Source organism: Streptomyces sp. NPDC031274, from assembly GCF_055570235.1.
This window is the reverse complement of the sequence record NZ_JBVIHP010000011.1, coordinates 102,478-124,804: the sequence shown is the minus strand read 5'-3', so window position 1 is coordinate 124,804 and position 22,327 is coordinate 102,478. Positions and strand designations below refer to the sequence as shown.

Sequence of the window (22,327 nt, the reverse complement as noted above, 5' to 3'; positions counted from 1 at the left end):
GGGAAACGGCAGGTCGCTACTCCGGGCGGCAGGAATGGCGGTAGTCGGGTTACCGTTCGAGTGGCCGTTGCGGGCTTTTCCCGTTTGACACGGGGGCGGGATGTACCGTCACACTCCGCAGCGTCAGCGCAACTCAAGCGCACCGAGCGAGGCCACACACCGCGGCCACGAGGCCACGCACCGCGGCCACCGAGTACCGACCGGAGAGAAGAGCGAAGTTGTCCCCGACCAGCGAGACCGCAAAGGGCGGCCGCCGACTCGTCATCGTCGAGTCGCCTGCCAAGGCGAAGACGATCAAGGGTTACCTCGGCCCCGGCTACGTAGTCGAGGCAAGCGTCGGGCACATCCGCGACCTCCCGAACGGCGCCGCGGAGGTCCCCGACAAGTACACCGGCGAGGTGCGCCGTCTCGGCGTGGACGTCGATAACGACTTCGAGCCCATCTATGTCGTCAACTCCGACAAGAAGGCGCAGGTCAAGAAGCTCAAAGACCTGCTGAAGGACTCCGACGAACTCTTCCTCGCCACCGATGAGGACCGCGAGGGCGAAGCCATCGCGTGGCACCTCCTCGAGGTCCTGAAGCCCAAGGTCCCGGTCAAGCGCATGGTGTTCCACGAGATCACCAAGGCCGCGATCCAGGGCGCCGTCGCCAACCCGCGCGAGCTCAACAAGCGCATGGTCGACGCCCAGGAGACCCGCCGCATCCTCGACCGTCTCTACGGCTACGAGGTCTCGCCGGTCCTGTGGAAGAAGGTCATGCCGCGCCTGTCGGCGGGCCGTGTCCAGTCCGTGGCGACCCGCCTCGTCGTCGAGCGTGAGCGCGAGCGCATCGCCTTCCGCTCCGCCGAGTACTGGGACCTGACGGGCACCTTTGGCACGGGCCGCACCGGCGACGCGTCCGACCCCTCGCAGCTGGTCGCGCGTCTCACCACGGTCGACGGCAAGCGCATCGCGCAGGGCCGCGACTTCAACTCGGTCGGACAGCTCAAGTCCGAAACGCTGCACCTGGACGAGACGAACGCCCGTTCGCTCGCCGCGGCCCTTGAGAACACCCGGTTCGCGGTCCGCTCCGTCGAGTCCAAGCCCTACCGCCGCTCTCCGTACGCGCCGTTCCGTACGACGACGCTGCAGCAGGAGGCCAGCCGTAAGCTCGGCTTCGGCGCGAAGGCCACGATGCAGGTGGCCCAGAAGCTGTACGAGAACGGCTTCATCACCTACATGCGTACGGACTCCACGACGCTGTCCGACACGGCGATCACCGCCGCTCGCGCGCAGGTCACGCAGCTGTACGGCAGCGACTACCTGCCGGACAAGCCCCGTACGTACGCCGGGAAGGTCAAGAACGCGCAGGAGGCGCACGAGGCGATCCGCCCTTCGGGTGATCGTTTCCGCACGCCCGCCGAGACCGGCCTCACCGGTGACCAGTTCCGGCTCTACGAGCTGATCTGGAAGCGGACCGTCGCCTCCCAGATGAAGGACGCGGTCGGCAACTCCGTCACGGTCAAGATCGGTGGCACGGCCGCCGACGGCCGCGACGCCGAGTTCAGCGCGTCCGGCAAGACCATCACCTTCCACGGCTTCATGAAGGCCTACGTAGAGGGCGCGGACGACCCGAATGCCGAGCTCGACGACCGCGAGCGCAGGCTGCCGCAGGTCAGCGAGGGCGACGCGCTGTCCGCCGACGAGATCTCGGTCGACGGCCACGCGACCAAGCCGCCGGCCCGCTACACCGAGGCCTCGCTGGTCAAGGAGCTCGAAGAGCGTGAGATCGGCCGCCCGTCGACGTACGCGTCGATCCTCGGCACGATCCTCGACCGCGGCTACGTCTTCAAGAAGGGCACGGCCCTTGTGCCCTCCTTCTTGTCCTTCGCCGTGGTCAACCTCCTGGAGACGCACTTCGGGCGCCTCGTCGACTACGACTTCACCGCACGCATGGAGGACGACCTCGACCGCATCGCGCGGGGCGAGGCGCAGGCCGTGCCGTGGCTGAGGCGGTTCTACTTCGGCGAGGGCGACGACGCGGGGGCCGCGTCCAACGCGGGCAACGGCGACGGCGACCACCTCGGCGGGCTCAAGGAACTGGTGACCGACCTGGGCGCGATCGACGCCCGGGAGATCTCCTCCTTCCCCGTCGGCGACGGCATCCTGCTGCGCGTCGGCCGCTACGGCCCGTACATCGAGCGGGGCGAGAAGGACGCGGAGGGCCACCAGCGCGCCGACGTGCCCGACGACCTGCCGCCGGACGAGCTGACCGTCGAGTACGCCGAGGAACTGCTCGCCAAGCCGAGCGGTGACTTCGCGCTCGGCACCGACCCCACGTCGGGCCACGAGATCATCGCCAGGGACGGCCGTTACGGCCCCTACGTCACCGAGGTGCTCCCCGAGGGCACCCCGAAGACGGGCAAGAAGGCGGTCAAGCCGCGCACGGCCTCGCTCTTCAAGTCCATGTCACTCGACACGGTGACGCTCGCGGACGCCCTGAAGCTGATGTCCCTGCCGCGCGTGGTCGGGGCCGACGCCGAAGGTGTGGAGATCACCGCGCAGAACGGCCGCTACGGCCCGTACCTGAAGAAGGGCACGGACTCGCGGTCCCTGGAGGCCGAGGAGCAGCTCTTCAACATCACGTTGGAAGAGGCCCTCGCGATCTACGCCCAGCCCAAGCAGCGCGGGCGGGCCGCGGCCAAGCCGCCGCTGAAGGAGCTCGGCGAGGACCCGGTCAGCAAGAAGCCGGTCGTCGTCAAGGACGGCCGCTTCGGGGCGTACGTCACCGACGGCGAGACGAACGCGACGCTGCGGGCCGCCGACAGCGTCGAGGACATCACTCCCGAGCGCGGCTACGAACTGCTCGAGGAGAAGCGGGCGAAGGGTCCGGCCAAGAAGACCGCCAAGAAGGCGGCGAAGAAGGCCCCCGCCAAGAAGACCGCGGCCAAGAAGACGACGGCCGCGAAGAAAACGGCCGCCAAGAAGACGACGGCTGCGAAGAAGACCACTACGAAGACGGCCGCCGCCAAGAAGACCACGGCTTCGGCGGCCAAGGCGTCCGACGCCGAGTAGTCGAGTAGTCGAGTGGTGGGGTAGCGGGGTAGTCGAGTAGCCGCTTAGGGCAGCGTGCGTCGTTCTGTACGTCTTTCTGCGCGGCGCTGTGAATGTGTGAACTGAAGGGGCGCCCGTTTGTTCGGGCGCCCCTTCGGGGTGTCGCACCGTCCAGATAGGCTGGACGGATGACGCGTGCCGAGCAGCCAACGGTCGGAAACCCGACCCCCGACGACGCCCTGGTCGCAGATTCGCGAGAGCGTGCTGTCCGCGCCTTGTTGCGCGTGCCGCAGCTGAAGCGCCTCTGGAGCGCCCAGCTCGTCGGCGGTGTCGGCGACGCCCTCGCCCTCCTTGTCCTGGTGGTGCTCGCGCTGCAAGCGGCCATCGCCGAGGGGGCGTTCGGGGGCGGCTACCGAGGGGTGGCGGTCGCCGTCACCGCTGTCTTCGGGGCACGCGTTCTCGCGACACTGCTCTTCGGAGCGGTACTTCTGGGACCGCTGAGCTCGATCACCTCACCGGACGGGCCGCTCGACCGGCGCTGGACGATGGTCGTGGCGGACGGTCTGCGGGCCGCGCTGCTCGTCGTCGCGCCGCTGTGGATCGACTGGACGCCGGACAACGCGCTCGCGGTACTGCTCGTCACCGCCTTCGTGATCGGAGTCGCCGAGCGCTTCTGGACGGTCTGCCGGGAGAGCGCGGCGCCCGCGCTCTTGCCCGCGCCGCCCCTGGAGGGCGCGACGGTACGGCCGCTGCCGGACCACATGGACGCACTGCGGCGCCTGTCGCTGCGTACGGGATTCGTGGCGCTGCCCATCGCGGCCGCCGCGCTCGTCGCCGTCACGCTGGTCGGCAACCTCCTGGGCGCCGGGCTCGACTGGTTCGAGCTGCACCAGGCGGGGCTCGGCTCGTTCGTCGCCGCAGGCCTCTTCGCCGCCTCCCTCTCGATCGTCTACTTCCTCGAACTTCCCGCCACGCAGACGCCACGCGCGCGTAGCCCGCTCGAAGGGCTGCGCAGGCCGCGCACCGGCAGCGGTACCGACAAGGGCCGCACCGGCGCGATCCCGCTGCTCATCGCCGCCTGCGCCGCGGTCGCCGGGGCCGTCGCCGCCGCCGTGGCGGTCGCCGTGCTGCACGCCAAGGACCTCGACGGCGGGCCCGTCACGTACGGCCTCGTCGTCCTCGCGCTGACCGGCGGCACCGCCGTCGGCATCCGCACCGCGCCGTCCCTGCTGCCCACGCTCCCGCGCCGCCGACTGCTCGCGCTCGCGATCGCCCTCACCGGCGTCGCGCTGCTCGCCGCCGGTCTCGTGCCCGACGTGACGACCGTGCTGCTGCTCCTGGTGCTCACCGGGGTGGCCGCGGGCATCGCCGCGCACACCGGGCACGCGCTGCTCGACCAGGAGGTCGAGGACTACCGCAGGGCGCGCACGACGGAACACCTCCAGGCGGTCGTACGCCTCTTCATCGCGCTCGGCGCGCTCGTCGCCCCCTTGGTCGCGGCGGCGATCGGCCCGCACCGCTTCGTCAACGGCAAGTTCGTGTTCGACCACGGAGGCGCCGCCTTCACGCTGATGCTGGTGGGCGCGCTGCTCCTGCCGGTGGCCGCGCTGGTCCTCGCCAAGATCGACGACAGGCAGGGCGTGCCGCTGCGGCACGACCTCCGGGACGCGCTGCGCGGCGGCGACGACCCCGTGCAGGGGATCGCGACCGCGGGATTCTTCATCGCCCTGGAGGGCGGCGACGGCGCGGGCAAGTCGACGCAGGCCGAGGCGCTCGCCGAGTGGATCCGGGCCAAGGGCCACGAGGTCGTCGTGACGCGGGAGCCGGGTGCCACGCCGGTCGGGAAGCGGCTGCGGTCGATCCTGCTCGACGTGTCGTCGGCCGGTCTCTCGCACCGCGCCGAGGCACTTCTGTACGCGGCCGACCGCGCCGAGCACGTCGACACGGTCGTACGTCCCGCTCTTGAGCGCGGCGCTGTCGTCATCTCCGACCGGTACATCGACTCGTCCGTGGCGTATCAGGGTGCGGGGCGCGATCTGTCCCCGACCGAGATCGCCCGCATCTCCCGGTGGGCGACGGCGGGGCTCGTGCCGCATCTGACGGTCCTGCTCGACGTCTCCCCGGAAGCGGCCAGGGAGCGGTTCACCGAGGCACCCGACCGTCTTGAGTCGGAGCCCGCCGAGTTCCACGCGCGCGTGCGCTCCGGTTTCCTGACGCTGGCCGCGGCCGACCCGGGGCGGTACCTGGTGATCGACGCCGCCCAGGAGCCGGAGGCGGTCACGACCGTGGCCCGGCACCGGCTCGACCTGATGCTGCCGCTCTCCGAGGCCGAGGTGAAGGCGCAGGAGGAGGCCCGCAAGGCAGCCGAGGAAGAGGCGCGCCGCAAGGCCGAGGAAGAAGCCGCGCGCAAGGCCGAGGAGGAGCGGGTCGAGCGCGAGCGCCAGGAGCAGCTCGCCAAGCTCCGCGCCGAGGAGGAGGAGCGCAAGCGCCGCGAGCTGGAGGAGGCGCAGCGCCGCGAGGCCGAGCGCCAGGCAGAGGAGGCCAGGCAGCGCGCCGAGGAGGCCAAGCGCCGGGCCGAGGAGGAGCAGGCACGCCTGCTCGCCGAGGAGAAGGTGCGGGCGGCCGAGGAGGCGCGGCGCCGCCGCGAGGCGGAGGAAGAGGCGCGGCTGCGGGCCGAGGCCGAGGCGCGGCGGGCCGAGAAGCAGCGTAAGGCCGAGGAGGCGCTGCTGCGGGCCGAGGAGGCGCGGCGGTTGGCGGCGGCTTCGGCGGAGGCTGCGGCTGCTGCTGCGACGGCTACGAGTGCTTCGACTTCTACGACTTCTACGACTTCTTCGGCTGCTTCGGCTGCTTCGACTTCTTCGACGGCGGTTGCTTCCCCTTCGGGTTCGGCTTCGGGTTCCCCGTCGGGGTCGGGTTCGGCTTCGGGTTCGCCTTCGGACGCTGTGCCGGACAACGAGACGACGGTGCCCACGCCCATCGTGAAGCCCGACGCGGCTCCGGCTTCCGCCGCGGACGAGACGGCGGTGCTGCCCGCGGTGCGGGACGCGTCCGGCTCGGACGAGACCGAGGTGCTGCCGCAGCCGCCGGTGCCGGGGGCTGCCGACGAGACGGCCGTGCTGCCTGCTGTGCAGGAGGACAAGGTGCCGCCGGGGTACTTCCGCGATGAGCGGCCCAAGGCTGAGCCTTCGCCCGGCGGCGGGAACGACCAGACCCGTGAGCTGCCTCAGGTCGACGAGCAGGGGCAGCCTCGGCAGCGTCCCCGCTCGGACTGGGCGGAGGAGACTCCGCTGGATGATCTGCCCACGCTGGCGGACGAGTTGCTGGGCGCGCGGGACGAGGACGAGGACGGCCGGGGCGGTCGGGGCCGGAGTCGGCGCTGAGCCTCGCTGGGCGAGCGGACCGCGTTGTCAGTGGCGTGCTCCACAATGAATGCGACAGCGTGACGAGCGACGTGCGCGACGAGTGCGACGTGTGCGACGCAGGTGTGCAGGGCGGAGGCGGTGACCGATGACCGTATGGGACGACCTGGTGGGCCAGGAGCGGGTGAGTGAGCAGCTCAGCGCCGCCGCTCGGGACGCCGACGCGCTGGTCACCGCCGTGGCCACGGGCGCTCCGCGGCCCGAGGCGTCGAAGATGACGCACGCCTGGCTGTTCACCGGACCGCCAGGCTCCGGGCGGTCCACCGCCGCCCGCTCCTTCGCCGCCGCGCTCCAGTGCACCAGCCCGGACCGCGCGCTCGGCGGCTCCCCCGGCTGCGGTTTCTGCGACGGATGCCACACCAGCCTGGTCGGCACCCACGCCGACGTCGAAGTGGTGCGTACGGACCTGCTGTCCATCGGCGTCAAGGAGACCCGCGAGCTGGTCAGACGGGCCCAGTTGTCGCCCGCGGGCGGCCGCTGGCAGGTCATCGTCCTGGAGGACGCCGACCGCCTCACCGAGGGCGCGGGCAACGTCATCCTGAAGGCCGTGGAAGAGCCCGCCCCCCGCACCGTATGGCTGCTCTGCGCGCCCTCGCTGGAGGACGTGCTGCCCACGATCCGCTCCCGCTGCCGCCATCTGACGCTGCGTACGCCTCCGGTGGACGCCGTCGCGGACGTGCTCATCCGGCGCGACGGCATCGAGCCGGACGTCGCCGCGGCCGCCGCGCGCGCCACCCAGGGGCACATCGGCCGCGCCCGTCGCCTCGCGACCGACCCGAGGGCGCGAGAGCGCCGCGCCGCCGTGCTCAAGCTGCCGATGCGGGTGGCTGAGATCGGCGGCTGCCTGAAGGCCGCGCAGGAGCTGATCGACACGGCCGGGGACGACGCGAAGCAGGTCGCGGAGGAGGTCGACGTCAAGGAGACCGACGACCTGAAGGCGGCTCTCGGCGCGGAGAAGGGCGGCCGGATGCCGCGCGGCACGGCGGGCGCCATGAAGGAACTCGAGGACCGGCAGAAGCGCCGAAGGACCCGCACCCAGCGCGACAGCCTCGACCTCGCACTCATCGAGCTGACCGGTGTCTACCGCGACGTGCTCACCCTGCAGCTCGGCTCCCGCGTCGCGCTGGCCAACACGGAGGTGCTCGACATGCTGGAGCGCCTGGCGCGCGGCGCCTCGCCCGAGTCGACGCTGCGCCGCATCGAGGCGATCGGAGCCTGCCGCACCGCCCTGGACCGGAACGTGGCGCCGCTGCTCGCGGTGGAGGCGATGACGGTGGCGCTGCGGGCGGGCTAGGGCCTCGCGCAGGCCTCCGGCAGGAGGGTTGACCGAGTCACCCATAAGGGCACTCCAGGGCACATTGCGTCACCGGCTCATCGCATAGCGTTAGGCTCGCGTGATGCGCATCAGAGGACTTCGCACGCCCGCGACCGCGTTCCTGGCCGCCGGACTGCTCATCTCCGGCTGCTCCGCCGGGAGCACGACGGAGGATGTGTCCATGGCCGCGCTGCCCCGCGCGACCCCGGCGGAGCTGGCCCCGTACTACGGACAGAAGCTGAACTGGCGCGAGTGCGGCGTCCCCGGCTTCGAGTGCTCCACGATGAAGGCGCCCCTGGACTACGCGAAGCCGGACGGTCAGGCCATCAAGCTCGCCGTCTCGCGGAAGAAGGCCACAGGACCCGGCAAGCGCCTGGGATCTCTCCTGGTCAACCCGGGCGGCCCCGGCGGCTCGGCGATCGGCTACCTCCAGACGTACGCGGCCCTCGGGTACCCCGAGAAGGTCCGTGCCCAGTACGACATGGCCGCGGTCGACCCGCGTGGTGTGGCCCGCAGCGAGCCCGTCACCTGCCTCGGCGGCAAGCAGATGGACGCGTACACGCAGACGGACATCACACCGGACGACCAGCGCGAGACCGCCGAACTCTCGGAGTCCTTCAAGAAGTTCGCGGCGGGCTGCGAGAAGCGCTCCGCCGAGGTGCTGCCGCATGTCTCCACGGTCGAGGCGGCCCGTGACATGGACATCCTGCGCGCGGCGCTCGGCGACGAGAAGCTGACTTACGTGGGCGCTTCGTACGGCACGTTTCTGGGGGCGACGTACGCCGGGCTCTACCCCGACCGCGTCGGCCGCCTCGTCCTGGACGGCGCGATGGACCCGTCCCTGCCGGCCCGCCGGATGAACCGTGACCAGACGGAGGGCTTCGAGACGGCGTTCCAGTCGTTCGCGAAGGACTGCGTGGGCCGGGCGGAATGCCCCCTGGGCACGGAGAGCGAGGCGGACGCGGGCAAGCGCCTCAAGTCGCTCTTCGACGACCTGGACCGCACGCCGATCCCCACCGGCGACTCCGACGGCCGCAAGCTGGGCGAGGCGCTCGCCACGACGGGTGTGATCGCCGCGATGTACGACGAGGCGGCCTGGCCCCAACTGCGCTCGGCACTGACCGCCGCGATCAAGGAAAAGGACGGCGCGGGCCTCCTCGCCCTCTCCGACAGCTACTACGAGCGCGACGGCGACGGAACGTACGCGAACCTCATGTTCGCCAACGCCGCCGTGAACTGCCTGGACCTGCCCCCCGCCTTCGCCGACGCGGCCGAGGTGAAGAAGTCGCTCCCGGACTTCGAGAAGGCCTCCCCGGTCTTCGGCGAGGGCCTGGCCTGGGCCTCGCTGAACTGCGCGTACTGGCCGGAGAAGGCGACGGGGGAGTCGCACCGCATCGAGGCGGACGGCGCGGCCCCGATCGTCGTGGTCGGCACCACACGCGACCCGGCCACCCCCTACCGCTGGGCCGAGTCCCTCGCCGACCAGCTCTCCTCCGGCAAGCTGCTCACGTACGAGGGAGACGGACACACGGCGTACGGCCGAGGCAGCAAGTGTGTGGACTCGACGATCAACGCGTACCTGCTGGAGGGCAAGGCCCCGGACGACGGAAAGCGCTGCTCGCAGGGGTGAGGCGGGGTCTGGTGCTCTGTACATCGAAGCTGCCCTCGGGGGTGAGGCGGGCCTCGGTGCTCCGTACACCGGGCGTGTACGGAGCACCCCCGGAAACTGTGTAGACTTGGCGTCGCTGCTGATCGCACCATAGGTGCGGGACGCGTGCCGCCTTAGCTCAGATGGCCAGAGCAACGCACTCGTAATGCGTAGGTCTCGGGTTCGAATCCCGAAGGCGGCTCGGATTAACCCCAGGACTCACTCGCCGTGACCTGGGGTTTTTTCATGCCGGGATGCGGTGGGGGCGTGACTCGATGATCTTCGCGCCGTCATGTGTGGGCGGCTCCAGCGTGTGCTGAAGGCTTTCGGCGGTCATCTGCGTACCGGGCAGCCGCTGGGCAACGGGCGTGGACAGGGCAGTGGAGGCCTTCGAGATTCGGGTGGGTACCGCGAGGGTTTACGCAGAAGCACAACCAGGGTTTGATGCCCGCTCGTTGGTGCCGGACATAGCTTCAGAGGTGCCGGGATGACCTCCGGCATACGCAGACTGAAGGGCAAGAATGATGAAGCGAATGCTTGTCAGCACCTTCGCCGTGGCGGCCCTGGCCGTTTCGGGAATGGCGGCGACAACGGGGGCCGCCTCCGCAGCGCCCACCAGTGCCAAGGCGTTCTCCTGCAAGCTGGTTTTCGCCGATAACAACACGGCCGGGGTGAAGTGCACCGGCGGCGGAACGTTCATAGCGGTGGCGAAGTGTAAGAACGGCAAGCTGGCGCAGGGTTCGGCGGCTGCGGCTGGGACTACCTCGTACGCCTACTGCACCTCCTACCACTCCTCCCTGAAGAAACCGGTTCAGGCTTGGGGGGTTCGGGTCTAGCGCCTCATCTCCTGCCAAGGGGCGGCCCTCCTTCTTGAGAGGCCGCTCCGTTGGCCGCTAGAGGGCGGCTCTGTGGAAGCCCCAGGACTCACTCGCCGTGAGCTGGGGCTTTTGCTTGTGGTGGGTGAGGTGGGTGGGTGTGGTGGTGAGCGTTTCGGTTGTTGAACCGGGCGTGCTGGGCTTGCGTCTTCCCTCCTGATCGTGACTACACGTACAGGAGAGCGGATCGTGACCGACAAGGACGTCGAGCAGAACGATGAGCGGGGTTACGGGCCCGGGCCCTGGTGGGAGGACCTCGGGGCGTGGGGGGCCGTCGGGCTGATCGTCTTTGGGGGACTCGCGGCCGTGTGGGTCTTCTTCCGGCTTCCCGGTACCCCGCAAGAGATGGCGATGGGCTACTACCAGGCCGCCAAGGTCGTCACCATCGGCCTGGTGATCGCGGGAACCGCCTTGCTGGGCCGTCGTCGTGCCGGGGCCGCGGCCACCGAGGAGACTGACGAGGCGGCGGGTGAGGCGGAACGCGCCTGACTCCGGCGGCCGGTGAGCGACGTCAAGAGGCATTGAACCCCCTTGCGCCGGCGTTCGGCGGCTAACGTTTCCTGCGCCCGGTGAACTGCGCTGATCGGAGACGGTGTTGACGGAACGGTCGAACGGACATCGCGCCACACTCGAGGACGTGGCGCAGCGGGCAGGGGTGTCGAAGTCCACCGTGTCCCGTGTGATCAACGGGGAGCCCCGAGTGCGGGCCACGGTCGCGGAACGTGTACGGCAGGCCGTGGACGCGCTCGGGTATGTGCCAAATCAAGCCGCCCGGAGTCTGGTCACGCGACGCAACAACGCTGTCGCCGTCGTGGTCACCGAACCGCAGAACCGGCTCTTCGTGGACCCGTATTTCGACTGCCTGCTTCGAGGCATCCGACAGGAGCTCGTCCTGCAAGGGGCGCAGCCGGTGCTGTTGTTCATCGAGGAGCCGGACGACTATCCGCGCGTCGGGAACTTCCTGGGCGGCGGCCACGTCGACGGCGCCCTGCTGTTCTCGCTGCGCACCGACGACCCGTTGCCCGCCATGGTCGAGCGCATGGGCCTGCCCGCCGTCTTCGGTGGTCGGGCGAGCGCTGACTTCGGCCGTCGCAGTCGCAGTCGCGGTCGCAGTCACATGTACGTCGATGCCGACAACCGCGGCGGAGCCAGGGAAGCCGTCCGGCATCTCGTGGGGATGGGACGCCGGCGTATCGGGACCGTCACCGGCCCGCTCAACCAGGCCTCCGCGATCGACCGCCTCGACGGCTACCGGGACGTACTCCTCGACTCCCCGCCCCAGCTCATCGCCGAGGGCGACTTCACGCTGCGGGGTGGCGCCGATGCCATGGCCGTGCTCCTCGACCGGTGCCCCGACCTGGACGCGGTCTTCGTCGCATCGGACCTCATGGCCGCCGGTGCTCTGCGCCTCCTGCGAGAACGTGGGCGCCGCGTACCGGAGGATGTCGCAGTCGTCGGCTTCGACGACCTCGCGACCATCGCAGAAGCGACGGAGCCGTCGCTGACCACGGTGCACCAGGACATTGAGGGCATGGGGCGCCTGATGGCCCAGTTGTTGTTCAAGTCGACGACATCGGGTGAGCCTGAGCCTGAGTCAGAGCCTGCGGCGCGAGACGGTGGCCTTCCGTTGTCCTCGGTGGTCACTCCGGTACGTCTGGTCGTGCGGGAGTCGGCCTGACCCGTCTGACCCGTCTGGCCCGTCAGATATCTGTCTGATCCGTCTGGCTGGGGGCGCGGTCGGTCAGTGGCGTAGTGCCTTGCCGATCTCTGCCTTCGGGGTGCCGGAGAGGTTCCTGTTGCTGCGGGCCGTGCCGGACTTCGACCGGTCGGGGTCGGTGCTGTTGATGTTGAGGACGACCGTGTCCAGGAGGTTGCCGTCGCCGTCGCGGAAGTTGACGGAGATGGCGTAGTCCGCCTTCTTGTCCGTGCTGTTGGTCGCCGTGATCTTCGCCGTTGCCCGGTTGTCTTCGGACTTGGTGGGGCCGTCGACCTTCACGTCGGCCTTCGCGTCCACTCCGTCCTTCACCTCGGCCATCTTGGAGGCTGCTGCCTCCGTGGCGGATGACACGGCTTCGCCCGCCTTGGCCGTCGCGGAAGCTGCCCTGTCCTTGGCCTTGTCCACGTCACTGTCCGAGCAGGCGGTGGCGGTGAGGGCCAGCAGGGCGGTGGCGGCTGCGGCGGTGGCGAATCGGGCGGCGGTGCGGGAGCCCGTGCGGGAGCCGGTGCGGGCGGCGGCGGTGGGAGTGGCGGCGGTGGGGGTGGCGGCTGTACGGGTGCGGGTCACGGTCATGCGGACCACCTTCGGGGGGATGGGCGGCCGGCGCGAGGTGGGGCGGCCGTATGGGTTGTGGGTCGCGGGGCGCGGGGTCCCTGCGGGGCTTGGGTGGTGTGCGGTGTCGCCCGGTCGGGGGGGTGGTGTCGCCCGGTCGAGGGTGGGGCCGCCTGGTTAGGAGCGGGGAGAGGCCCCTTGATGGCGTTCGTGGTGGGGGTGCGAGGATGCCGCGATGAGTGATGAAGGTGTTGCCGCATACGTTCGTTACGAGTCGCCCGTGCGTCATGAGCGCGGGCACTTCCCCGGGGTGTTCGTTCTCGTCAACGGGCTAGCCAGGGAGGGGAAGTTGACGCCGGAGCAGGAGCGGTTCCGGCGCGCCAACAACGACTGGTACGACGCCGCGTATCCGACCCCGTCGAAGGTCGACCCCACTGTCTACGACCATGCCGTCACGCCCGGCGCTGTGGCCTGGTTCAAGGTCACCGCCACCCATCTCATCGACCGCGTACCCGGGTATCTGGAGATCCTGGACGCGCACGACATCGAGTGCCGGGTGGTGCGGTCGTCGGATCCGGGGCGCGTCGTCTATGAGGACGAGTTCCAGGTCGTCGTCGTGCCGTACGACGGGCCGCACGAGGCGTAGGCAGTCTCGCGGGGACTTATGAGGATCCTGTCAGGCCGCTGTTCGTATTCCGTTCGGGCAGGCCCGCCCCGCTTATGCTCATCGCCATGTGCGCTTTTGTCCTGGTCGCGGAGGATGACGAGAAACAGGCCGAACTGGTCCGCCGCTATCTGGAGCGTGAGGGCCACACGGTCGCCGTCGTCCACGACGGGCGTGCCGCGATCGACGAGGTGCGGCGCAGGCCCCCGGACCTGCTCGTACTCGACGTGATGATGCCGCGCGTCGACGGGCTCGGTGTCACGCGCGTCCTGCGGGGCGGGAGCGGGAACGGGGGCGGCAGCGGGGGCGGGCCCGGTCCCGCTGCCGCCATTCCGATTCTGATGCTGACCGCGCGTACGACCGAGGACGATCTGCTGCTCGGCCTCGATCTCGGCGCCGACGACTATCTGACGAAGCCGTACAGTCCGCGCGAGCTGATGGCCCGCGTCCGTACGCTGCTGCGGCGCGCCCAGGGCACGTACCACCCGGTCGTCGAGGGTGCCGAAGCCGTGTCGCGTGTGCTGCGGGCGGGTGGGATCGCCGTCGATCCCGTGCGGCACGAGGTGACAGTCGACGGGCGGCTCGTCGAGTGCACGCCGGGGGAGTTCGACCTGCTCGCGGCCCTCGCGGCGGAGCCGGAGCGGGTGTTCACGCGGCCCCAGCTCCTGGACCGTATCCACGGGTCGTCCGGATACATATCGGTGCGCACCGTCGACGTACATGTCCTCAATCTGCGCAAGAAGATCGAGGACGATCCGCGCAGGCCGCGCCATCTCGTGACGGTCTTCGGCGTCGGATACAAGCTCACGGGTGCGGCCATCGGCGCACCCACCGGCGCACCCACCGGCGCACCCACCGGCGCACCCACCGGCGCGGCCCTGGGGGCGGCGGCGCGACATGGCGCGTGACATACCGTTCCGCAAGAGCCTGCTGCCCCGGCTGCTCGCCGTCTCCGTGCTCGTCTCCCTGGTCTCGATCGCCGCCACCGCCTGGCTCGCCGCTCAGACCACGTCCGGGGCGATCCGGCAGGAGCAGGGGCAGGTGCTTGCCGATGACGCCCGTGTCTACGACGAGTTGCTGGGCCTCGGGGCCAGTGCGCCCGGGTGGCAGGGTGCCGACAAGACCGTGCGGGAGCTTGCCCGGAAGACCGGACGGCGTATCACCCTGACCACGCAGAAGCGTGTCGTCATCGCCGACTCGCGGAGCAAGAGCGATAAGAGTGATAAGGGCGATAAGGGTGGTGAGGGTGATAAGGGTGATAGAGGTAGTAAGAGTGGGGGAGTAAGTAGAGGCGGGAAAGGGGTAGTTGGCACCGATTTGCCTGCCAAAGCCTCGGCCGTCGTCGATCCCCTCGCCGTCGACGGGGCGCTGACCGCCGGTGCGGGGAACGTGAACGCCGAGACCGGGGGACAGGACCGTATCGACCCGCGCGCGGTCGGTCCCTTCCGGCTGCCGGTGGCGGAGCGAAAAGAGCTGGCGAAGGTCGCCGCGAGCGTCGTGGACTGCATGCACGACCTCGGGGTTTCCGCCCGGGTCGTTCAAGGACCCGGTGGGCGTTCTCGCGTCGACGCCCCCAACGACCCGTCCCGGTTCCTCGACTCGACCTGCCACAGTTACCAGCTCGACATGCCCACCCGTACCGAGAGCAAAGCGCTCGAGCGGCTCAACAAGCTCACCAACGCCTGCCTGCGGCGCGGGGGCGCCCCGTCCGTCAAGGTCGGGCTCGATCTGACGTGGTGGCAGTCGGTGGGAGTGTTCGACCGGCCTTCCGGGCGCTACGTCCCAGCCGATCCAGCCGATCCAGCCGATCCCGCCCATACGGGCGTGCCCGAACTCGTGTCGGGCGGCCAGGCCGACGCCTTCACCCCCACCGAGCCGGGCCGTGCTCCCAGCGCTCCCGGTGTTCCCAAGGGGCTGGACACGCGGGACACGCAGGACACGCAGGACACGCGGGACACGCCGGACACGCAGGACACGCCCACGACCACCCCCTCGGAATCGGATTCCCTCGCCGTGCCGTCGGGCGGTGTCAGCCGTGCCGGCGGCAGGGAGTACGACACCAAGACCGCCGCCTGCGTGGGCAGTGCCCGGCGCGAGCAGCTCGGCTTGTACGTCTCCGAGCCCGCGCTCCTCTTCGTCACCAGCTCCGACGGTTCGCGCACGGCGGTGGCCCGCGCGGTGGAGAGCTCGAAGTTCAGCCTCTCCGGGGCCAACACCGTCCGGCTCGCGGGCCTCTCCGCGGGCATTCTGGCGGTGACGGTCGCCGTGACCGCCTTCGCCGCGACCCGGCTGACCCGCCCCCTGCGGGCCCTGACCGCCGCGACCCAGCGGATGAAGACGGGCGAGGGGGCGGAACCCGTCACGGCGCGGTCGGCGGGGTCCGCCGGTGAGATCCGTCAGCTCGCCGAGGCCTTCAACGACATGGCCGCCCACCGCAAGGCCCTGGAGGACCAGCGCCAGGCCATGGTGAGCGACGTCGCGCACGAACTGCGTACGCCGCTGTCCAACATCCGCGGCTGGCTGGAGGCGGCCGAGGACGGCGTGGTCGACACCGACCCTGAGCTCGTCACCTCGCTCCTCGAAGAGGCGCTTCTGCTCCAGCACTCCGTCAATGACCTGCAGGATCTTGCCGCCGCCGACGCCGGTACGCTCCGGCTGCACCGCGAGCCCGTGCACGCGTCCGACATCGTGGACCAGGTCGCGGCGGGGCACCAGGCGGGTGCGGAGGCGGCGGGCGTACGGCTGAGCGCGACGACGCTCGGCGACCCCTGCTTCACCGCCGATCCGCTCCGGCTCCGCCAGGCGATCGGCAACCTGGTCTCCAACGCGATCCGGCACACCCCGGAGGGCGGCAGCGTCACGATCGGCTGCCGCGCCACGCTCGACGCGGTGGTGGTGGAGGTCGCCGACACCGGTACCGGCATCGCGCCCGACGATCTGCCGCACGTCTTCGACCGCTTCTGGCGCGCCGACAAGTCGCGTACGCGGGCGACCGGCGGCAGCGGTCTCGGCCTCGCGATCGTCCGGCAGCTGGTGGAGGGGCACGGCGGGACCGTGACGGCGCGGAGTGCGCCGGGGGAAGGGGCGGTCTTCACGGTGCGGGTGCCGTCGGAATGATGGACGGTGCCTGGCGTTGTCTGGTGTTGCTCCCTTTTGCTGCTTCCCGTTGGTGTCGCCCGTTGGTGTCACCCGGTGGCGTCACCCGTGGAATTGCCGGGTGGTTGGTGTTACCGAGGGATACCGCTTCGGGGCGCTCTTGAGGGATTCGACGGTGTGTACCAATCGTGGGCAGATCGTGCGTGATCGGTGAGCACCTCGTGCCGGAATCCGGAGGCCGACGCATGTGGTCGAGGTCCGTGGGGTGGCGCTTCCCGCGTGCGTACGGTGTCTCGCGCGCAGTGGCCATGATTCCGCGAGCCTCTCAACTTCCCCACCCCGTCGGGAAGTTGAGAGCGCGTCGCAGAAACTGAGCGGGCCCGGCCGCAACGGTGACACTCCCCCGAGTTACGCGCTGAGCGCGAGTACCGGCGGGGCCGGGCCCGATGGATTCATCCCATCAGAGGCCGCCAACCGATCGCTAACATGAGGCCAACGGTGGGCGGGAGATGGCGTGGACGTGCGGTGCGACGGGTTGCGGTTCGGACTCCTGGGCGCGCCTGCGGTGTACGACGCCGAGGGCGAGCCGCAGCCAGTACAGAGCGCCAAGGGGCGCGCCCTGTTGGCAGCGCTGCTGCTCGAACCGGGCCGGGTGGTCTCCGTCGACGCCCTCAAGGACGCGCTGTGGGGCGGTACCCCGCCCGCGTCCGCGCACGCCTCGCTGCAGAATCACGTGACGCGCCTTCGTCGGCTCCTCGACGATCCGGAACGGCTGCGGGCCGTACCTCCGGGGTATCGGCTGCGGGTGGCCGACGGCGAGCTCGACGTACGGGTCTTCGAACAGTTGGTTGCACAGGCGCGGGCCGCGCACGCGGAACGCGACTGGGGCGTCTGCGTGGACGCCGCGTCCGCCGCGCTCGGCCTGTGGCGCGGCACTCCGCTGGGCGGACTCCCCGCTGACGCGGCGGGCCACGCCCTCGTCCCGCGCCTGGAGGAGGCGCGGCTCCTTGCTCTTGAGCTGCGGTACGACGCGGAACTGGCGACCGGCGCCGGTGGCGGAGGGCTCGTGCCGGAGCTGGCGGAACTGGTCGCCGAGTATCCCTTGCGTGAGGCCTTCCACCGGCAGCTGATGCTGGTGCTGCACCGCACGGGCCGCCAGGCGGAGGCCCTCGCCGTCCACCGCGAGCTGCGGCGTCGGCTGGTGGATGAGCTGGGCGTGGAGCCGGGTCCTTCGGTGCGGGAGGCGCATCGCGAGGTGTTGCAGGAGCCTGCGGGGGCGGTGGGGGCGGCGCGGGCGGTGCGGGCGGCTTTGCGGGGAGTCGACTCGGCGGACGGTCCCGATAGTTCCGATGCCGCCGCTAGTTCCGATAGTTCCGATGCCGCCGCTGGGATCGGCTCGGATCGAATTGATGCGGCTGGGGTCGGTTCGGGTGGGCATGGGGTGGCCGGGCTCGGTTCGGGTGCGCACGGGGTGGCCGGGCTTGGCTCGGGTGGGCACGGAGTGGGCGGTATCGGCTCGGGTGAGCTCGATGCGGTCGCCTCGGTGGACTTCGGTGCAGGGGGCGAGGAGGCTGGCCTCGCCTCCGGTCCCTCGGCGGAACAGGCGTCGCGCTCTCTCACCCACTCCGACCGAGCAGCTTCCGCACCCCCTTCCGTATCCGCTTCCGCATCCGCTCCCGCACCCCTTTCCGTATCCGCATCTGTTTCCTCCTCAACCCGCCCCGCTCAACTACCGCCCTCGCCACCCCACTTCACGGGCCGCGAAGAAGTCGTGCGCTCCCTGGCGCGGCTCCTCACGGGGCAGGGCGGCGGCGATGTCGGTGCCGGTATCGATATCGGTATCGCTGACGGTGGCGGCGACGCGTACGAGCGGGTGCCCGGTGCCGGGCACGCGTACGAGCGGATGCCCGGCGCCGGGCCGCCCGTCGCCGTCCTGTCCGGCATGGCGGGCGTGGGGAAGAGCGCGCTCGCCCTGCACGTCGCGCACCGGCTGCGTGAGTACTTCCCCGACGGGCAGCTCTACATCAATCTGCGCGGGGCCACCCCGGGGATGACGCCCCTCACGCCCGTCCAGGCCCTCGCCGCCCTGCTCCGGGACCTCGGGGTCGAGTCGAGCCACAGCCCCGAACACCCGGACGCAGCAGCCGCGTTGCTCCGCTCGCTGCTCGCGCCCACCCGCACTCTGCTGGTCCTCGACGACGCGGCGACCGCCGCGCAGGTGCGCCCGCTGCTGCCAGCGGGGCCCGGCTGTACGGTCATCGTCACCAGCCGTTCTCCGCTCACCGCGCTCGACGGTGCGGGACGTTTCCCGCTGGAGCCGCTCTCCGAGGGTGACAGCATCGCCCTGCTGCGCGCCGTCTCCGGGCGTGCGGGGCTCGACGCGGGGCACCCGTTGGTCGAACTCGCGGGGCGCCTCCCGCTGGCCCTGCGGATCATCGCGGCCCGCCTCGCCGCCCGCCGCGCGCTCACCCCGGACGCCCTCGCCGAACTCCTCACCGTGAGCGGCGGACGCCTGCGCCACCTGGAGCACGACGACTTGAGCGTGCGGCGCTCGCTGGCCGTGGCTCTGGAATCACTGCGTACGGCGGAGCGCGAGTCCGACCGGGACGCGGCCGCCGCCCTCGCCGCGATCGGCGCGCTGGATCTCCCGGCGTACGGAGTCCCGCTCATCGCCCGGCTGTTGGGCGTGGAGGAGTGGCGTGCGGGGGCCGCGCTCGACCGTCTCGTCGACGTCGCGCTCCTCGACGAGACGGCCTACGGCCGCTACGCCCCGCACGATCTCGTACGTGACTTCGCGCGTGAGGTGGCTCACCAGGACGGGGCGAGGGCGGCGGACGCCGTGGAATCGGCGCTCCAGTGGTACGCGGAGTCGGCTCGGCAGACCGTGATGGCGATCATGCCGGAGGGTCTGGACCGGGACGACCGGCTGATGGGAGTCGACGACCGGCTGCCGCCCAGGCGGACCACGGATGGCCGCCCCCCGGCCTCGGACAGCCGCCCCCCGGCGTCGGACAGCCGCCCCCCGGCGTCGGACAGCCGCCCCCCGGCGTCGGACAGCCGCCCCTCGGCCTCGGACAGCAGCTCTCCGGCCTCCGCCGTCGGTTCCTCGGCCCCCGCCGACGGCTCCCCGATGTCCGCCCACGGCTCCCCGGCCCCCGCCGACAGCTCCCCGATCCCCGCCGTACCGCCGATGTCCAGCGATGACGCCTTCGCCTGGGGCGACACGGAACTCTCCAACGTCATCGCGCTCGCCGACCGGCACGGCCGCGATTCCGTACTCCTGCCCGTACTGGTCCGCTGCTTCTTCTCGTACCTCAAGCGCCGTGGCCGGCTCGCCGAGGCAGACCTCCTGAACCGCCTCGCGGTGACCGCCGCCCGCCGCTGGAACGACACCGCGGCCGAGGCGCAGGCCCTCACCGACCTCGCGGGCCTCAACTATGTGTCGGGGCGCAGTGGCGCGGCGCTCGCCCTCATCGACGAGGCCCTGGGCCTGTGGCGCGAGCTCGACCTCACGTCGTTCGTCCACCGTGCCGTCCTCAACCGCAGCCTCCTGCTCGAAGCCCTCGGCCGCTACGAGGAGTCCGTCGAGGCGCTGCGGCAGAGCCTCGAACTGGCCAAAACCCTGGGCGACCCCTTGAGCGAGGCGTTCGCCCTCAGCCACCTCGGCAACATCTACGAGCACACCGACGCGCGCACCGCCATCGACTACCACGAGCGGAGCCTGGAGATCGGCGAGTCCCTCGCGCACGCCGGAGTCCGGCAGGAAGCGCACTGCGACATCGGCCGCGCCTATCTCCTCCTCGGCGAACCGGACGTCGCGCTCACGCACTTCGAGGAGAGTCTGCGCATCCACGGCGTGGCCGAGGACTGGCACAACGAGTCGAAGGTGCGGCTCGGCATGGTCCGCGCCCTGCGCGAGGTGTCCCGCTCACGGGACGCGGAGCGCGAGTGCGCCGACCTTCTTGAGCGTGCGGAGCAGCGGGCCGACGCCCACATGGCGGGCCTGGCCCGTCACCAGCGTGGCCTCCTGCTGTACGCGCAGGGGCGCGCCGATGAGGCGTATGCGCAGTGGAGGTCGGCCCTCGCGGCGCTGGACGGCACGGACAGCAGCGAAGTGGTCGATGAGCTGAAGGGCTTGCTGGCGGGGTGAAGGAGGTGAAGGGGGTGAAGGGGGCGAAGGGAGTGAAGCAGGTGGTGGTCTGTGCGCGGGCTATTTCGCGGGCTGCTTCGCGGGCTATTTCGCGTCCGCGTAGCACTCCACCACGGCGACGGTGAACGGGAAACGCACCGGGGTCTCGCCGAACGTTATGCGCCCCGCCAGGTCTCCGGCCGCGCGGATCGCCGCCGTGACCGTCTCCGCCTCCTCCTGCGGGCAGTGCACGATGACCTCGTCGTGCTGGAAGAAGACCAGCTCGGCGCGGAGACCGGCCGCGGCGATGGACTGACGCAGCGCGGCCAGCATCAGCAGGGCCCAGTCGGCCGCGCTGCCCTGCACGACGAAGTTGCGGGTGAAGCGGCCGCGGGCCCGCGTGTTGGAGGAGGCGTACCCCGGAGTGAACTCGCCGTCCTGAGACGGGAGATCGGCCGGGTCGTCCTGCGGGATGCCCGCCTCGTCGAAGTCTCCCGCTCCGGCCGCCGGGGGGCTCGTCCGACCCAGCCACGTCCGTACGAGTCTGCCCTCCTCGCCCGCTTTCGCCGCGTCGTCGACGTACGCGACGGCGGCGGGGAATCTGCGGCGCAGTGCTGCCAGGTTCTTCAGGCCGTCGCCCGAAGTCTGCCCGTACACGGCGCCGAGGAGCGCGATCTTGGCGTGGTCGCGGTCGCCGGAGAACGCGCGGTCCGACAGGCGCGTGTAGAGATCCTCGTGGCTCCCTGCCACCTCCATCAGGCCCCGGTCGCGGGAGATCGCGGCGAGGACGCGCGGCTCCATCTGGTCGGCGTCGGCGACGACGAGCCGCCAGCCGGGGTCGGCGACCACCGCACGTCGGATGATCTTGGGGATCTGTAGCGCGCCGCCCCCGTTCGTCGTCCAGCGGCCGCTGACGGTGCCGCCCGGGGTGTACTCGGGCCGGAAGCGGCCGTCGCGCACCCAGTCCTGGAGCCAGCTCCAGCCGTGCGCCGTCCAGATCCGATACAGCTTCTTGTACTCGATGAGGGGGCGCACGGCAGGGTGATCGATCTCCTCGAGCTCCCAGCGCCGGGTGGATTTGATCCTGATGCCGGCCTGCGCGAAGGCCTTGATGACGTCGTTCGGCAGGTCGGGGCGGACGCGGCGGCCGAAGGCGGTGGAGATCTCGTCGGCGAGTTCGGCGAGGCGGCGGGGCTCGGCCGCTCCCGCGTTCCTGCCGCCGCCCGCATACCGCTCGCCGAGCAGCTCGGTGAGCAGGGCGTGGTGGACGTCGGCGCGCCAGGGGAGGCCCGCCACGTTCATCTCGGCGGCCACCAGCATCCCGGCCGACTCGGCCGCCGTGAGCAGCCGCATCCTGCCGGGGTGCTCGGCGGCCTCGTGTCTTCGCTGCTGCGCCGCATACACCTCCAGGAGGGCGTCGAAGGGCAGGGACGTCACGGGGGAGGGCTCGAAGAGGGAATCCTGGGCGCCGGGAGCCGCCGCTCTGGGGGGAGGGTCGTTCGGTACGGGGGCGTTGTGCAGCCGGGCCCAGGCGGCCGCGGCCGAGCGGGGTTCGCCCAGGCGGCCCTCGTGACCGAGGAGGAGGAGCTCGGCGTCCTCGATGTCGTAGCACCGCTCCACGCGGACGCCCGCCCCGAGCAGCGCGGGGTAGATCTCGGCGGTGGATCGCCAGACCCAGCGGCTCGTGCCGGGTCTCTCGCGCACGGCTCTGGCGAGGTCCGGCTCGTGCAGGGTCGGTCCTGAGGGCAGGCCGTCTTCACCGAGGGGGGCGAGGGTGGCGCCGCCGGTCTCGGTGGGGGCGAGGGCCCACCTTTCTGTCATGTGGGTGAGTCTCGCAGTCGCCACTGACAATCCCGCGGAGGGCTTTGCGGGGGCGGGGT

General features: G+C 70.9%; 13 protein-coding genes and 1 tRNA gene. 11 read left to right on the top strand and 3 right to left on the bottom strand.

Going from position 1 to position 22,327, the window contains the following annotated elements; all coding sequences use genetic code 11:
• Window positions 1-218 precede the first annotated feature (218 nt).
• From topA to ACZ5CR_RS19345, 5 genes are all read left to right on the top strand, one after another.
• Entirely contained in the window at window positions 219-3,053 is a 2,835-nt protein-coding gene (gene topA, locus ACZ5CR_RS19365) for a type I DNA topoisomerase (protein WP_468859023.1), read from the top strand.
• 167 nt (window positions 3,054-3,220) lie between these two features.
• Window positions 3,221-6,412 (top strand): dTMP kinase, encoded by a 3,192-nt coding sequence (tmk, locus tag ACZ5CR_RS19360; RefSeq protein WP_468859021.1) that lies wholly within the window; start codon window positions 3,221-3,223, stop codon window positions 6,410-6,412.
• 127 nt (window positions 6,413-6,539) lie between these two features.
• Window positions 6,540-7,745: a DNA polymerase III subunit delta' gene (locus tag ACZ5CR_RS19355; RefSeq protein WP_468859019.1), complete on the top strand. Its 1,206-nt coding sequence runs from the start codon at window positions 6,540-6,542 to the stop codon at window positions 7,743-7,745.
• A gap of 103 nt (window positions 7,746-7,848) precedes the next feature.
• Window positions 7,849-9,396, top strand: coding sequence for an alpha/beta hydrolase (locus tag ACZ5CR_RS19350; RefSeq protein ID WP_468859017.1), 1,548 nt, complete (start codon window positions 7,849-7,851; stop codon window positions 9,394-9,396).
• A gap of 146 nt (window positions 9,397-9,542) precedes the next feature.
• Window positions 9,543-9,616: transfer RNA gene (locus tag ACZ5CR_RS19345), tRNA-Thr, on the top strand.
• Between the two features lie 216 nt (window positions 9,617-9,832).
• Here ACZ5CR_RS19345 and ACZ5CR_RS19340 read toward each other — a convergent pair.
• Window positions 9,833-10,114, bottom strand: a complete 282-nt coding sequence (locus ACZ5CR_RS19340; protein ID WP_468859016.1) for a hypothetical protein — start codon at window positions 10,112-10,114, stop codon at window positions 9,833-9,835.
• A gap of 337 nt (window positions 10,115-10,451) precedes the next feature.
• On the opposite strand from ACZ5CR_RS19340, the gene ACZ5CR_RS19335 reads away from it, so the two are divergent.
• Together ACZ5CR_RS19335 and ACZ5CR_RS19330 are read left to right on the top strand one after the other, a co-directional pair.
• Complete coding sequence (locus ACZ5CR_RS19335; protein WP_468859014.1) at window positions 10,452-10,778, top strand: hypothetical protein; 327 nt, start codon at window positions 10,452-10,454, stop codon at window positions 10,776-10,778.
• A gap of 106 nt (window positions 10,779-10,884) precedes the next feature.
• Window positions 10,885-11,967, top strand: a complete 1,083-nt coding sequence (locus tag ACZ5CR_RS19330; RefSeq protein ID WP_468859013.1) for a LacI family DNA-binding transcriptional regulator — start codon at window positions 10,885-10,887, stop codon at window positions 11,965-11,967.
• A gap of 63 nt (window positions 11,968-12,030) precedes the next feature.
• Here the strand turns inward: ACZ5CR_RS19330 and ACZ5CR_RS19325 are convergent, their stop codons facing one another.
• Window positions 12,031-12,579 carry a hypothetical protein gene (locus ACZ5CR_RS19325; protein ID WP_468859011.1) on the bottom strand — a complete coding sequence of 183 codons (549 nt, stop codon included), beginning with the start codon at window positions 12,577-12,579 and terminating at the stop codon, window positions 12,031-12,033.
• Window positions 12,580-12,793: 214 nt separating this feature from the next.
• Between ACZ5CR_RS19325 and ACZ5CR_RS19320 the strand changes: the two genes are divergently transcribed.
• From ACZ5CR_RS19320 to ACZ5CR_RS19305, 4 genes are all read left to right on the top strand, one after another.
• A complete protein-coding gene (locus tag ACZ5CR_RS19320) occupies window positions 12,794-13,204 on the top strand; it encodes a hypothetical protein (RefSeq protein WP_468859009.1) in 411 nt (136 codons plus the stop codon).
• Between the two features lie 86 nt (window positions 13,205-13,290).
• A complete protein-coding gene (locus tag ACZ5CR_RS19315) occupies window positions 13,291-14,130 on the top strand; it encodes a response regulator transcription factor (RefSeq protein WP_468859007.1) in 840 nt (279 codons plus the stop codon).
• A complete protein-coding gene (locus ACZ5CR_RS19310) occupies window positions 14,120-16,339 on the top strand; it encodes a sensor histidine kinase (RefSeq protein ID WP_468859006.1) in 2,220 nt (739 codons plus the stop codon). Before ACZ5CR_RS19315 ends, ACZ5CR_RS19310 begins: the two co-directional genes overlap by 11 nt.
• Window positions 16,340-16,838: 499 nt before the next feature.
• Window positions 16,839-20,468: a BTAD domain-containing putative transcriptional regulator gene (locus tag ACZ5CR_RS19305; RefSeq protein WP_468859221.1), complete on the top strand. Its 3,630-nt coding sequence runs from the start codon at window positions 16,839-16,841 to the stop codon at window positions 20,466-20,468.
• An 84-nt stretch (window positions 20,469-20,552) separates the two neighbouring features.
• Here ACZ5CR_RS19305 and ACZ5CR_RS19300 read toward each other — a convergent pair whose 3' ends face one another.
• Window positions 20,553-22,268: a bifunctional 3'-5' exonuclease/DNA polymerase gene (locus ACZ5CR_RS19300; RefSeq protein ID WP_468859004.1), complete on the bottom strand. Its 1,716-nt coding sequence runs from the start codon at window positions 22,266-22,268 to the stop codon at window positions 20,553-20,555.
• Window positions 22,269-22,327 lie beyond the last annotated feature (59 nt).

What these genes read in the sequence shown, in the direction of transcription:
- tmk (WP_468859021.1), top strand. Translation starts at nt 3,221, where the DNA reads ATGACGCGTGCCGAGCAGCCAACGGTCGGAAACCCGACCCCCGACGAC.
- ACZ5CR_RS19355 (WP_468859019.1), top strand. Translation starts at nt 6,540, where the DNA reads ATGACCGTATGGGACGACCTGGTGGGCCAGGAGCGGGTGAGTGAGCAG.
- ACZ5CR_RS19350 (WP_468859017.1), top strand. Translation starts at nt 7,849, where the DNA reads ATGCGCATCAGAGGACTTCGCACGCCCGCGACCGCGTTCCTGGCCGCC.
- ACZ5CR_RS19340 (WP_468859016.1), bottom strand. Translation starts at nt 10,114, where the DNA reads ATGAACGTTCCGCCGCCGGTGCACTTCACCCCGGCCGTGTTGTTATCG.
- ACZ5CR_RS19325 (WP_468859011.1), bottom strand. Translation starts at nt 12,579, where the DNA reads ATGACCGTGACCCGCACCCGTACAGCCGCCACCCCCACCGCCGCCACT.
- ACZ5CR_RS19320 (WP_468859009.1), top strand. Translation starts at nt 12,794, where the DNA reads ATGAGTGATGAAGGTGTTGCCGCATACGTTCGTTACGAGTCGCCCGTG.
- ACZ5CR_RS19315 (WP_468859007.1), top strand. Translation starts at nt 13,291, where the DNA reads ATGTGCGCTTTTGTCCTGGTCGCGGAGGATGACGAGAAACAGGCCGAA.
- ACZ5CR_RS19310 (WP_468859006.1), top strand. Translation starts at nt 14,120, where the DNA reads ATGGCGCGTGACATACCGTTCCGCAAGAGCCTGCTGCCCCGGCTGCTC.
- ACZ5CR_RS19300 (WP_468859004.1), bottom strand. Translation starts at nt 22,268, where the DNA reads ATGACAGAAAGGTGGGCCCTCGCCCCCACCGAGACCGGCGGCGCCACC.